Origin of the sequence: Pedobacter psychrodurus, from assembly GCF_004331735.1 — a bacterium.
In the GTDB taxonomy this organism is placed as follows: Bacteria; Bacteroidota; Bacteroidia; order Sphingobacteriales; family Sphingobacteriaceae; genus Pedobacter; species Pedobacter psychrodurus.
Window position 1 is genome coordinate 125656 of sequence record NZ_SJSO01000013.1, and the last position, 13686, is coordinate 139341.

At 40.5% G+C, this 13686-nt stretch carries 9 protein-coding genes; 4 read left to right on the plus strand and 5 right to left on the minus strand.

What is annotated here, in order from left to right:
* Nucleotides 1-108: 108 nt before the first annotated feature.
* The 4 genes from EZ456_RS15915 (at nucleotide 109) to EZ456_RS15930 (ending at nucleotide 6625) form a co-directional block, all read left to right on the plus strand.
* Nucleotides 109-963, plus strand: coding sequence for an NAD(P)-dependent oxidoreductase (locus EZ456_RS15915; RefSeq protein WP_131531784.1), 855 nt, complete (start codon nucleotides 109-111; stop codon nucleotides 961-963).
* 828 nt (nucleotides 964-1791) lie between these two features.
* The gene (locus tag EZ456_RS15920; protein ID WP_131531786.1) at nucleotides 1792-2181 is read left to right on the plus strand and encodes a BlaI/MecI/CopY family transcriptional regulator; all 390 of its coding nucleotides are present in this window, start codon (nucleotides 1792-1794) and stop codon (nucleotides 2179-2181) included.
* Between the two features lie 33 nt (nucleotides 2182-2214).
* Nucleotides 2215-4146: a M56 family metallopeptidase gene (locus EZ456_RS25670; protein ID WP_131531788.1), complete on the plus strand. Its 1932-nt coding sequence runs from the start codon at nucleotides 2215-2217 to the stop codon at nucleotides 4144-4146.
* 31 nt (nucleotides 4147-4177) lie between these two features.
* Nucleotides 4178-6625, plus strand: coding sequence for a TonB-dependent receptor (locus tag EZ456_RS15930; protein WP_131531790.1), 2448 nt, complete (start codon nucleotides 4178-4180; stop codon nucleotides 6623-6625).
* Between the two features lie 994 nt (nucleotides 6626-7619).
* Here the strand turns inward: EZ456_RS15930 and EZ456_RS15935 are convergent.
* The 5 genes from EZ456_RS15935 to EZ456_RS15955 form a co-directional block, all read right to left on the minus strand.
* Nucleotides 7620-8150 (minus strand): Panacea domain-containing protein, encoded by a 531-nt coding sequence (locus EZ456_RS15935; RefSeq protein ID WP_131531792.1) that lies wholly within the window; start codon nucleotides 8148-8150, stop codon nucleotides 7620-7622.
* A gap of 126 nt (nucleotides 8151-8276) precedes the next feature.
* Entirely contained in the window at nucleotides 8277-9566 is a 1290-nt protein-coding gene (locus EZ456_RS15940; RefSeq protein WP_131531794.1) for a gluconate:H+ symporter, read from the minus strand.
* A 21-nt stretch (nucleotides 9567-9587) separates the two neighbouring features.
* Nucleotides 9588-9770, minus strand: a complete 183-nt coding sequence (locus tag EZ456_RS15945; protein ID WP_131531796.1) for a hypothetical protein — start codon at nucleotides 9768-9770, stop codon at nucleotides 9588-9590.
* A gap of 691 nt (nucleotides 9771-10461) precedes the next feature.
* Complete coding sequence (locus tag EZ456_RS15950) at nucleotides 10462-12996, minus strand: ABC transporter permease (protein ID WP_131531798.1); 2535 nt, start codon at nucleotides 12994-12996, stop codon at nucleotides 10462-10464.
* Entirely contained in the window at nucleotides 12989-13678 is a 690-nt protein-coding gene (locus EZ456_RS15955) for an ABC transporter ATP-binding protein (RefSeq protein WP_131531800.1), read from the minus strand. The genes EZ456_RS15950 and EZ456_RS15955 overlap by 8 nt, the downstream gene beginning before the upstream one ends.
* Nucleotides 13679-13686 lie beyond the last annotated feature (8 nt).

A 13686-nucleotide genomic window follows, 5' to 3' on the forward strand; every position in this document is an offset into this window, starting at 1 on the left:
GTATTAAAAAGCGACCACCGTGATAATTATTTTATAGTATCATTTTTATGTTTGTTTAATAATTTCAGCTTTTTCTTTGGCACATTTGTTTATCATAAAAACAACGAAATGAATCATACAAAAATAGGTTGGATCGGGTTAGGGAACATGGGCATCCCGATGGCAGAACAATTGATAAAAGCAGATTATGCAGTTACGGTTTATAACAGGAGCAAGGGCAAGGAAGCTTCGTTGAAAGAAATGGGTGCATCAATCGCCAAAACACCTAAAGATCTGATTGCAATTACCGATGTAATAATCGTTATGGTTTCTGATGATGCTGCGATAGAACAAATTTTTAAGGGAGAGGAAGGTCTTTTTAGTGTAGAAACTTCGGGTAAGGTTATCGTCAATATGAGCACTGTTTCTCCTTCGATTTCAAAAGGAATGGCGGCGCAGTGTAAAGCAAAAGGAAACCTTTATTTAGACGCACCAGTTTCAGGAAGTGTGAAGCAGGCAGAAACTGGTCAGTTGGTTATTATGGTGGGTGGTGAAGAAGGCGCATTTGATCAAGTAAAGCCGATTCTTGAGAAAATAGGCAAACTTGCCAAACTTGTTGGCGGCAATGGTGCGGGAAACAGTGCAAAACTGGCCATCAATTCGCTTTTGGCTTTATACGCCCAGGGCTTGGCAGAAACCGTTTTGTTTGCCAACCAGCAGGGAATTAAAACAGAAGATTTATTGGAGCTCATCAACAATGCAGCCATTGGCAATATTTTTACCAAAATTAAAGGTGATGCCATTATTGCTGATCATTACAAAGCTGCTTTCGCCCTTAAACATATTGTAAAAGATCTGAACCTGGCTAAAGCAGAGGGTATTTCATCGCCATTGGCTAAAACTGCATTGAATACTTTCGGAGAGGCGGCTGCGAAATATGGAGAAGAGGATATTATTGCAGTAATTAAACAGCTTAAGGAATAAAGCGACGTTATACTTATAGCTGCTTGTTGTCATCCTGAGCCTGTCGAAGGATAATAATTTGGTCTATCGGTTGGTGTCTCACCGACCGAAATTAAAGAAGAACCTATTGGGATAATAATGTTTTATGATTAGAAAATGAGTGGCTTGTGGTTCTTGGAGGGCTTTAGTCCTGCCATTTGCTATAGCTCCGATAGAAAAATCGGAGGCTGTCGCTGCTGTCAGGTTTAGGAACAATGGTGGGTGCACCAAACAACCCTAAAAATGAAAAACTGTTTTCGCCATCTAGTCCCGGTTGAAGTGTTACCCTGCAGCAACAAGGCACGAGGCAGCGAAGCGTAAAAGCGTAAAAGGAAAGAGAATTATTGTTTGTACCAGCCTTACGCTCCAATTATAAGTTGTTCATATATAAAATTAGGAAATGAAAGGATTGTGATTCTTGGCGGTTTGTAGTCCCGCTTTCCATTACAAGTCCTCGATGTGCTGTGGGCTTTTCATTGCAATCGGGTTTAAGAACAAGGGTTTCTGCACCCTGCAACCCTAAAAAATGAAACACTGTCTTAGCTGCTTAGCCCCGGTTGCAGCGTTACCCTGCAGCAACGAGGTACGAGGCAGCGAAGCGTAAAAGCGTAAAACGGGAAGGAACTTTTTGTTTTGTACAGGCGTTGCGCTCCAAATGATAAACATGTTTTTCTTTAGAAAGAAAAACCTTACCAATCTCTTATTAATTTATTTTTATTTAAGTCATTTAAAATGAGGTATTTGTATTTTTTTTATAAAAATAAGTAACATAGTATTTGTATCGTACGAAAAACATCGTACCTTTGGTTTATGAAAAGTAATCAAACTGAAAATAATCTGCCCGAACCTACTAAAGCTGAATTAGAAATTCTTCAGGTATTATGGGAATTCGGCCCATCTACAGTTCGGTTTGTAAACGATAAATTGAACGGGCAAAGAGAGGTGAATTATACATCAACTTTAAAGCAGATGCAGATCTTAACCGAAAAAGGAATATTAAAGCGTGATGAAAGCCAAATGAAGCACATTTATATTCCGGTTGAGGCAGAAGAAAAAACCAAAGTTCAGTTGTTAGACCGTTTTGTAAATACCTTATATAAAGGATCTGCTTCACAGTTAATGATGCAGCTTTTGGGTAATGAGAAAACATCTAAACAGGAAATAGAAGAGATTAAGCGGCTATTGGATAGCATGGACTAATTAATAACAACGACTCCTAAAAGAACCACAATAATGGAATTTAAATTAATTAACCTTTTGCCAGAAAACTGGCTTCATGCCCTCGGTGCTACATTATTCCACTCACTATGGCTTGGGGTACTATTGGCCTTGCTTGCCGGTTTGGTGATGTTTACTACCCGCAAAGCGCGTGCAACCATGCGCTATAACTTACTTACCATCTGTTTGGCTTTGTTTGTTGTGGCCATAAGCGTTACCTTTTCCAAAGAACTTCAAAAGCCTGTCGAAACAAACTTAAATCAGATCGTAATTAATCTCCCAAGCGGAGATGCAAATCAGCTTGCAATTTCAAACGTCCAAAATGATATGTATTTTGGGCTGAATAAAGTGCTTACCTTGTGGAATGCCTATGCTTATCAGATTGTGCTGATCTGGTTTCTGATCATCTGTGGAAAAAGCATTCAGCTGGTGGTGGGCTTAAATGGCGTATTTCATTTGCGTAATCATAAAACCTATGCCGCGGGTAAAAAATGGGATGAAAAGTTAGCTGAACTTTCCCAGAAATTAGGTTTAAGTAAACCCGTTAAAATCATGCAATCAGGTATCGCTCAAGTGCCCATGGTAGTAGGGCATTTTAAGCCATTGATCTTAATTCCGTTGGGTTTGCTCAATGGTTTATCGAACGCAGAGGTGGAGGCAATATTATCGCACGAACTTGCGCACATTAAACGTAAAGATTATCTGGTAAACCTGTTACAAAGTTTTATCGAAATCGTTTTCTTCTTTAACCCAGCGGTACTTTGGGTATCACAATTAATAAAAACAGAGCGGGAGCATTGCTGCGATGATTTGGCCATCGCCTGTGTAAACGATCGTAAAAACTATGTTCAGGCCCTTATCGTATGTCAGGAGTTTAAGCAGCGTGCACCTGCTTATGCCATGGCCATTACGGGCAGGAAAGGTAGCCTGCTGCACAGAGCTAGCAGGATGTTATTCAACACCAATTCAACTTTAAACAAAATGGAAAAAACAATATTAACCATCGCCCTGGTATCGGTAGTGGTTTGTACTGCCGCCTTTAAAAGCGTGGGCAATGCAAAAACAGTTACCAAAAAAGAGTTATCCAATTTAGTACAGACTAAACAGGACAGCACTAAAAAATCTAAAACTCCCGAAGGCAAATCTGCAGATCAACTGGAAAAAGAGATCAATGCAAAAATGGACCGCCAATTGAAACAGTTGGATGAGAAGCGTAAAAAAGGTGAAACTGATGAAGATGTGAAAGCCAGAGCTGCAGATAAAAAAGCGATAGAAGGTGATATCAATAAGGCTAGAGAAGATGCAAGGGTGAGGAAAGAAGATGCCAAAGCCAGAATTGCTGACGAAAAACTGAGGATAGCGAACGATAAACTTGCTAAAGAAGACGCTAAATTAGCTCAGGAAGACGCAAAATGGGCAAAAGAAGATGCCAAGTGGACAAAGGAAGTTGATAAATGGGCAAAGGAAGACGCTAAATGGGTTCAGGAGAATAAAGGTGGCGATGGTCCACGTGTACCAAGAGCACCACGTCCGCCGCGCCCACCTAGAGCACCAAGGGCACCCCGTGCGTATGCTGTACCGCCGGCACCACCGTTGCCTTCGGTTCCGTCAGCTCCAACGAATCCTCCAGTTCCACCTATGCCTCCAACGCCCCCTGTATATAACCCAAAAACTAGTACAAGAACAGGCGTACAAAGTACGGTTACCTCGAAAACCGTAACCAACGGAGATGGTCACGATTATACCAACCAAATCAATCAGGAACTAATGAAAGACGGCATTATTAACAGCACTAATAAATTATCGTACAAACTCAATAAAGACGATTTAATTGTAAATGGCGTAAAACAAAATGCTGATGTGCAGAAGAAATACAAGCAAAGATTTTTGAAGAACGAAAATCATTCGCTGATGTATAATTTCCTGATCGAAAACAATAAAAACTAAGTTCTAAAAGCGCTAATCCAATCAACACATCATGAAATGTAAGCTCATGGCTTTTTTAGCCGTATGGATGAATATTGCCCTTACCTTTGCTCAAACCCAAACTCCTCAATCCAGAATTTACGGTCGTGTATTGGATGCCGAAGGAAAAAATATAGAATTTGCCACAGCTGCCCTGCTTAAAGATTCGGTATTGGTTAAAACAACCTTCACCGAAAAGGATGGACTGTTTAGTTTTGATAACCTTGGTTATGGAAAATACCTGATTAAAATATCGGTAGTCGGATCGCCAATTTATCAAACTGATACATTGGTGCTGACTGCCAGCCATGCCGTTATTGCATTGTCAGCTATCAAAATAAAAGCTGGAGTAACCAATTTAAAAGAGGTAACTATTTCAGGGCAGAAGGCTTTTGTAGAACGAAAAATAGACCGTACCGTTGTTAATGTTGATGCTTTAATTTCGAATGCAGGCACAACCGCATTGGATGTGCTGGGTAAATCGCCTGGTGTAAATGTAGATCAGAACGGTGTAATTTCGCTGAAAGGTAAAAACGGGGTGGCTATTTTTATCGATGATAAACCAACTTATCTATCGGGTTCCGATCTGCAAAATTACCTGCGTTCGCTGCCTTCCTCTTCGCTTGATCAGATTGAACTGCTGACCAATCCTCCTGCCAAATACGATGCTGCTGGTAATGGAGGTGTAATTAACATCAAAACCAAGAAAAGCAAAACCGCTGGCTTTAATGGCGGGATTAACCTGAGTTTGAACCAAGGGGAATTAAGCCGATCGAACAACAGTTTTAATTTTAACTACCGAAAGGATAAGATTAATGTTTTTGGAAACCTGAGTTACAATTTGAACAACAGTTTTACTGATCTCGACCTGAACCGGAAATATAAAAATGAAGATGGTAGTGCCAAATCCTACTTTAATCAAAATTCTTATTTCCGCAGGCATGGCAACACCTTTAATTTAAAAACAGGGCTTGATTATTATTCGTCAGACCGTACAACCTGGGGAGTGGTACTTACCGGAATGAACCGGATTTCCAAACAGGTAAATAACAATACCAGTAATCTGTCTAATGCGTCAATGCAGTTAGATTCGGTAATCAGGGCTGAAAATATCGATCAGATCAAATATCAAAATGCAGGTGTAAATTTAAATTACAGGCACAAATTTAAGCAGGCAGGACGAGAATTAACCTTCGATGCTGATTACCTGCTTTACCGAAATCAAACTGATCAAACTTATTACAACTTCAGTTACCTTCCTGGCGGAACATTAAAATACCAGGATATTTTAACAGGTAACCTACCTTCGGATATAGATATCTATACTGCTAAAGTGGATTATACTCATCCGCTCGAAAATAAGTGGAAGCTTGATGCTGGTGTTAAAACCGCTTACACTAAAACGGATAATATTGCCGATTACTTTAACACTGCGAACGGGAAAACCAGTGCCGATTACGAAAAGAGCAATCACTTTTTGTATGAAGAAAATATCAATGCCGTTTACCTGAATATGAGCCGTGAAGGAAAGCGTTTCTCGCTTCAGGCAGGATTGCGATATGAAAACACGGTTTCTAGCGGTCATCAGCTCGGGAATCTGATCAAACCTGACTCCAGTTTTAAAAGAACCTATAACAGCTTATTCCCGACGGTTTATTTCTCCTATAAACTCGATACCGCTGGAAATAATCAACTGGGGCTGAATTATGGAAGAAGGATCGATCGTCCGTATTATCAGGATCTTAATCCATTCTTTTCTCCTTTGGATAAGTTTACTTATTATGTTGGTAATCCTTTTTTAAAGCCTTCATTTACCCAAAGTATAGAACTGTCGCATACTTTTAAAAATAAGATTACCACAACATTTGGTTACAGCTGGGTGAGGGATGAGGTGAACGAAACCATCGAAATTTTAAACGGCACGTATTACAGCAGGCCAGCAAATGTGGGCAAAACGACTGTTGCAAATGTTTCGGTAAATGCAGAGATCGACCTCACGAAATGGGTCAAACTGAATGCGTATATGGAATTTGCGAAAATGGTTTCCAAGACCGACTTCTACACAGGTTTTTTGATTACCAATGGCAGTTACTTCAGGACAAACCCAAACTTGCAGTTCAAGATCAGCCCAACCTGGAATGCTGAGCTAAACATGAGTTATCAAAGTAAATTTTCTAATGTTCAGTTTTTACTGGGATCGGTGCATGAGTTTGGTGCAGCAGTACAGAAAAAGCTTTCTGCAAAAAGCACCTTGAAATTAACAGCGAACGATATTTTTAGAAATCGGATATTTAATGGAGTAATCAATAATTTAGCGGCTACCGAGGCAAACTGGACAAATAAGCAAGATTCGCGCACGGTTGTGCTGAGTTATAGTTATCGTTTTGGTAAGGCATTTTCTTCCCCGGCTAAACACGAATCTTCTGGTGCCGATGCAGAAAAGAACAGGGTGAAGAATTAAGATTTTAGATAGTTCCGTCATTGCGTGGCGCTAAGCAATCTTACAAAGATGGGTAAAGGCAATCAAGCTTAAGAATCGTCATCCCGACTGGAGCGTAGCGGATCGGAGGGTCTATAGCGTTGACCATTTTTTTTGGAAAGCAGTTCCTGTGGTGCTTCGGTTCCGCTAGTCCCGCCCTTTGCTTAATCCTGTGAAGGGCAGGATAATGCTGTCGGTCGGGTTTATTTTACGCTGGATAGCAGTACTATTTAGGCCTCCTAACCCCGATCGGAGCGGGATGCCAATTCCTTCCAATTGGCAGAAGCGGGAGCGGGGCTGTTTTAACCTAAAAGCTTCTGCTTTCCAAAAAAAAATATTACCAACTGATAGTTCGTCATTTCGACTGGAGCAAAAGCGTAATGGAGGAATCTTTGAGCTTGATTTAAGAACAATAGATAGATTTTTCGGCTTCGTTGCACTCCACTTGAAATGACGATTCATGGATTTTCTTACACAAACTGATTCAACACCAGCACATCGATAAGGCCCAAAGCAAAACCGGCTAACAATAAAAAAACTAATAACGAATGTTTTTTATATTATAAGTTGAACTTCTCGCGCTGTTCGTCAGTAATAGTTACTGATTGACTTACTTTTAACATAATGTCAATATAGGCTGTTTCAGATATAGATCCCTTATACCTATGTGGTTCCCGAAAAAGTAAATCCTTTAAATATTCTTTTGAAAAAGCGATAATGAATCCACAGTCGACGTGACTAATGTGATCAAGGAAGTGATACTCATTCGGATCAATAATTACGTGATTATTTCTAGGTGAAGGATTAGTATTTATGCAAACAGCGGAAAACTCATCGCCTTGGATCGAGGAGGTAAGCAGAACAATATATTTCTCATGGTTAATATTGAATTAAGGAATCTTTATAATGATTATGGAATCAGCCACAACCAGTTCTTCAGCGTGTTTTCTTCTATATTCTTCCGAAAAGTGTTCAGTTAGTTGGTTAGGCATTTTGAGAGATTAACTGCCTGATAATATTCTTTAATATACCCAATCAAGCTTGGGTCAGCCCCTTCTTGAATTGCAATATCTTCTATTGATAGCCACTGGATGCCATTATCGAACGCATTATGATAAGCTTTGTCGTGCGATTTTTTCTTTAATTCTCCGAATGTCAACTCTTTGTTTTCCTTGATTGATTCATCTAGGCATAAAATGTCGCTTTTCGATAGCTTTTTCAGGTTTGGTTCTTCGTTAGGAATAACTTTTTTATTATCTATTTGTGTAAAGGAAGCTCCATAATCCAGTAGGTCATAACTGCTGGATGGAACAGGACCAAATTTCAGTGCAGCAAATCGATCATTCGTGATCAGTCTACCAAACTCAACCAAGTGTTTCTTCTCTGCAAAGTAAAGAATCTTAAGTGCTGCATATTTATCGGACATACCATCAGCATCGGATATTTCTCTTGAAATATACAACAGTGCTGCGTTAGCTTTGTCTTTATCGAACTGATATGAAATCATAGATTATTCAATGTATTTACGATACAAAAGTAAACAATTTAAGTGTCCAAAACAAAATAAAGCTAATTTTTTTAGTAAACAATAGTTTGTTAAGATGTTGATAATGTTTGTTTTGTTTTAAATTTTTTAAATAATTTGATTCAACAACAACACCCCAATAAGCCCTAAAACAGAAACCAGGCTTTCCATCATGGTCCAGGTGCTAAAAGTTTCTTTGAGGCTTAGGTTAAAATATTCTTTAAACATCCAGAAACCGGTATCGTTTACATGCGAAAACATTAAACTCCCTGCACCAACTGATAATACCATTAACTCAGGAGGTGTTCCGGGCCCAATTAAAGGGAGTACCATACCCGAAGCGGTGAGTGCTGCCACTGTTGCTGAACCCAAGGTTACCCGCAGTGATGCGGTGATTAACCATGCGAGTAATAATGGCGATAAATTTAGGCCGCCAGTAAGCTGTTTTACGGTTTCACCCATACCACTATCGATCAAAATCTGTTTAAAGGCGCCGCCTGCTGCAATAATTAAGATAATCATCGCAATACTTTTAACACCCTCGGCGCACGATTCCATGGCTTTTGTAATGGAAGTTTTTTGAAGTGCCAGCGCAATAATAACCGAAATTAATAGGGCAGCGGTAGGATCAGCTAAAAATATAAATAGCGGTTTACCCATATAATCGATTTTAATACTGCTTCCAAGGGTTCCGGCGATGATTAGAAATACCGGCAACAATGCGGTAATGAAACTCCTTGAAGCGGAAGGAAGGTTTTCTTCTTCGCCGATGCTGAAGTTTTGAACAGTTACAGATTGATCGCGTTTGAGAATCAATCGTGGGAAATAGATTCCGGCAATAACCGCAATAGGTACGCTTAAAGTTAAGCCGTAAATTAATGTTTTGCCAATATCGGCATGGAAAATACCAGCCAGTGCAACTGGACCAGGGTGAGGCGGTAAAAAACCATGTGTTACCGAAAGTGCAGTAGCCATCGGGATGCCAATGTATAATTTTGATAGCCCTGTAGTAGCCGAAATGGCAAAAACCAAAGGGATCAACACCACGAAACCAGCATTGTAAAACAAAGGAATCCCCACCAATAAACCCGTTAACAGTACGGCCCACTGAATGTTCTTTTTACCAAAAGCCCCGATCAAGATGAAAACAATTTTTTTTGCTGATCCGCTATCTTCAATCAATTTGCCCATCATTGCGCCAAGCGCTAAAACCATTACCATGCTGCCCAGCGTGCTGCCTATTCCATTGCTAATGGAGCTCATTACCTTTGTGGCAGGCATCCCCAATAATAAACCTGTAATAATCGCCACGGCAATCAGGGCTATCATTGGGTTGATCTTTTTCAAGATCAGGACGAAAAGCAACAGGATGCCGAAAAGCAGGATAAATAATGACATTTGGTTAGGACTTAGGGTAGTTTACTTTTTAACGGTAATGGTTCTGCCGGTAACGAGATTAAATTCATAAACCCGGTACAGGCCGTCATCACTAATCTCTATATTTTCCACCAAACCTGTTTTGCTAAAGGTATCGGTTACCATATCACCAATTTTTACATCCTGAAGTATATCGCTTGGTGTATCGTTGTTTAATCTAATCATGAAGGTAAAAGTATCGATTATTAATAAAACTTGTAGGATTGTTTTTAATCCGTTGTTGAGCTTGTGCAGCTTGAACAGTAATGGAATAACACTTAAGCCTAACATTTGGTGTCATGTTAAAGATTATCTTGCTTTGTGGCTACAATCATCAAAGCGAAAGCCGGTAATGATGCAATGTAGTGGTTCGATTCCAAAGAACGGTCGTCATTCCCACGTAGGCGGGAATCTTAAAGCTTATGGCATTATCCCAAAGGGATGCCTTTGGCACGATTCTCAATCAAGTTGAGAATGACGATACCTCAAGACTATTCCTCCTTAAACTTCCCTGTCATTTACTTTTATGAATAAATCATTCTTCAGCCCCGACAAACGCAGAGGCAATCATTAAAGAGAAAGCCGGTAATGATGCAACATAGCGGTTCGTGAGGACACGAACCACGGAATCAGTTCAAAGATCTCTCCACTCCGCGTTGCTTCGGTCGAGATGACGACCTTTCTATAGGGATCTGCAAAAAGGTCTTCGACTACGCTCAGACTGACACACGGAGAGTCAATCGTCAAAGAAAGTTGGTAATGATACAAGGCGGTGGTTCGTTAGGACACGAATCATGGAATCAATGTACTGTTCTGTACGCTCTATGCCTTTCTCTGTTTACTCGGTGGTTAATGCCTCGCATCAAACGCTCACCGCTTAACTTTCCGTTCTTAAAATCTTTAACGGTGGCTGGTTCAGGATGCTTCTTGTACTTAGCACACCTGTAATTACCACGAGCAATACAATTGAACCAAATAACAATATGGTTGGTATAAATGGAGGTACGAAGGTTGCATCAAAAGTAAATTTAGCTAATGCCCAACTTCCACCAATGGCTAAAATTAATCCGGCGCCTGCTGCAAAAGCACCCAGAAAGAAATACTCAATGGCATTTATTGCTAAAATCTGTTTTCTGCTCGCGCCCATGGTCCGTAATAAAATACTTTCTTTTATCCGCTGGTTTTTACTGGTTAATACCGAAGATATTAAAACAATCCAACCGGTAACCATGCTAAAGCCAGCCATAAACTGAATCACAAAACCAATCTTGCTTAATAGCTCATCTAACAGTTTTAATACCAGATCTAAATCGATGACTGAAACATTTGGAAATTTTTGCACCACTTCTCCCTGGAAACGAGCTGAAACTTCGCCCGATGGTACCCTGGTCATCAATACATGAAACTGTGGTGCTTCTTCTAATACGCCTGCCGGAAAAACAACCCTGAAATTGGTCTGCATCCTGCTCCAGTTTACTTCCCTCAAACTTCCAACAACCGTAGGAATCATCATGCCCTGCACATTAAAAAGGATTTTATCATTCAGTTCAACATGGATTTGCTGGGCATAACGCTGATCTAGAGAAATATAAACCGTTTCGGTGGGTTTTATTTTTCCGATCCATTTACCCGAGGTAATTTTTTCTGCTGCGGTTAAAGTATCTTGATAAGTAGCCCTGATTTCGTTGCGATAAGCCCTTCTGTTATTGGTATCTGCACTGGCTTTCTTTCCGTTAATTTCTTCAATGCGCATGGTAATTACAGGCACCTGGTTCATTAATGGCAATTTGAAAGCTTTGGTTAAACTGTCTAATCCTCCTTTTTGTGTATTCTGGATATCGAACATCACCATGTTGGGCTGGTTAGTACCTGATGAAAGCGTAACGCGACTCATTAATATCCCCTGAACAAAAAACAGGGTGCAGATAAATGCTGTTGATAAACCTATAGAAACGGTAAGCATCAAGGTTTGGTTATTCGGGCGGTAGAGGTTAGCAAAGCCTTGTCGCCATAAATAATTGGATGAGTTGGGCAAGAGTTTTCTCACCAGAAACATCAACAGTTTAGACAATATAATTAACAGCACAAAAGCGATGGCAATACTTGCGGTAAAAGCCAGCGTTTGTACCCATGTTTTCATCTGCAAGTGCGTAAAAGCCGTAATAAAGACCGCCATAAGCAGGTATACCAACCAGGTGAGTGGATCTCTTTTCCCAGCAGCTTTTTCGAAAGATATTCGGATGGCATTTAACGGTGAAATTCTTCTAACGGATAGGAGTGAGGGAAGGGCAAAGAGGATCGAGATGATAAGCCCCAATAAAATACCCTGACCAACTGCCAGCCATGAAACTTGCATAGTGATGTCGATCGGTAGAAAATCTTTTAACACTAGTGGAAGCAGAAATTGTATACCTGTGCCTAAAGCTGCCCCTAAAACAGAGGCAATTAAGCCAATAAAAAAGACCTGGATGAGGTAAATTAAAAATGCATGACGTGATTTTAGTCCTAAACACCTCAGCGTAGCAATAGCGCTTAATTTTTCCTGGATGTACACATGGATTGCACTACCCACACCAACACAACCTAGCAGTAAGGCGATAAAACCTGATAAAGCCAGAAAACGGTTTACATCTTTAAATGATCTTCCGGTCTGTTCTTTTCTCGATTCAACTGTATCGGCATCGAAACCTTCTTTTTCTAATTTGCCGTCCTGTTTTTTTACCCATTCATCTATTTTGGACGGATCGTTATACCTGAAATAAAATTTATTATTGATCCGGCTTCCGGTTTTAATCAGATTGGTTTTTTCGAGGGTTTGTAATGGAATATATACGGTAGGTGCAATGCTTGCGCCAATACCAGTTTGGCCTGGGGCTTTGGTTAAAGTTCCCAGTATATTAAAATTAAGATCGCCTATTTTTACCGAATCGCCCACTTTTGCATTAAACTGCAACATGAGGGTTTGATCTACCAATGCGTTTCTTCCCGATTGAAAAAGCTTTGCGGCGGCCAGTGGAATGGTTTCTATCGTGCCATAATAAGGGTAATTCCCCTCAAGGGCTTTCATTTGTACCAAACGGCTGCCTCCACCTTTCTGAAAATAAATCATCGAAGCAAAGGTTTTCTCCTGCGATCGTTCATCTCCAAGAGTGTCGAGCATTTTTTGCATGGCTTTGCTCACACCCTTGCGGCTATCTAAAACCAGATCGGCCCCGGTAAGTTCTTTTGCCTGCGCATCGATATCCTTTTGCAGGTTATCCTTAAACGAATAAACCGCAACAAGGGCTGCAATGCCCAAAACAATGGACGAGATGAAGAGCAATAAACGTGCGCGGTTTTTCCTGCTATCGCGCCAGGCCATTTTAAACAGCCACGAAAACTTAATAGATTGTTTTGGCAGGGTATTAGGCATATGTAGGGTTTTCGTCTGAAATGATTACGCCACCTTTTATTTTAATGCTTCTTGCTGTTCTGGCAGCCAGTTCAAGATCATGTGTTACAATAATCAAGGTGGTTCCCGCATCTTTATTTAAATCAAAAAGCAATTTGATTACTTTTTCACTGGTTTCTGCATCAAGGTTTCCAGTAGGTTCATCTGCAAAGAGAATAGCAGGTTGATTCGAAAATGCCCTTGCCAGCGAAACGCGTTGCTGCTCGCCACCTGATAATTGTACGGGATAGTGATGCGAACGATCGGCCAGGCCAACTTTATCCAGCAGCTCTAATGCATGTGCGCGGATATTTTTTGCGCCCCTCAATTCTAAGGGTACCATTACATTTTCGAGCGCGGTTAAAGTGGGCAACAGTTGAAAGTTCTGAAAAATGAAACCCACATATTGATTTCTAATAGCTGCCCTTTCATCTTCACTCAGTTTCTCTAAGGCAATGCCATTTAGCTCAACTGTTCCGCTGCTGGCCCTGTCTAATCCGGCACATAAACCGAGCAAGGTTGTTTTTCCACTTCCCGACGGACCTGTTATGGCTACAGTTGAGCCAGCCGTTATCGAAAAATTAATGTTATCCAAAACGGTGAGTTCCCGTCCGGCACTTTGGTAAATTTTGCTTACATTTCGGATGTTCAATATGCTTTCCAATAGCTGAA

Bases quoted from the DNA above. Each gene is read 5' to 3' on its own strand.
- EZ456_RS15930 (WP_131531790.1), top strand. From the start codon at position 4,178: ATGAAATGTAAGCTCATGGCTTTTTTAGCCGTATGGATGAATATTGCC.
- EZ456_RS25670 (WP_131531788.1), top strand. From the start codon at position 2,215: ATGGAATTTAAATTAATTAACCTTTTGCCAGAAAACTGGCTTCATGCC.
- EZ456_RS15935 (WP_131531792.1), bottom strand. From the start codon at position 8,150: ATGATTTCATATCAGTTCGATAAAGACAAAGCTAACGCAGCACTGTTG.
- EZ456_RS15940 (WP_131531794.1), bottom strand. From the start codon at position 9,566: ATGTCATTATTTATCCTGCTTTTCGGCATCCTGTTGCTTTTCGTCCTG.
- EZ456_RS15945 (WP_131531796.1), bottom strand. From the start codon at position 9,770: ATGATTAGATTAAACAACGATACACCAAGCGATATACTTCAGGATGTA.
- EZ456_RS15915 (WP_131531784.1), top strand. From the start codon at position 109: ATGAATCATACAAAAATAGGTTGGATCGGGTTAGGGAACATGGGCATC.
- EZ456_RS15920 (WP_131531786.1), top strand. From the start codon at position 1,792: ATGAAAAGTAATCAAACTGAAAATAATCTGCCCGAACCTACTAAAGCT.
- EZ456_RS15950 (WP_131531798.1), bottom strand. From the start codon at position 12,996: ATGCCTAATACCCTGCCAAAACAATCTATTAAGTTTTCGTGGCTGTTT.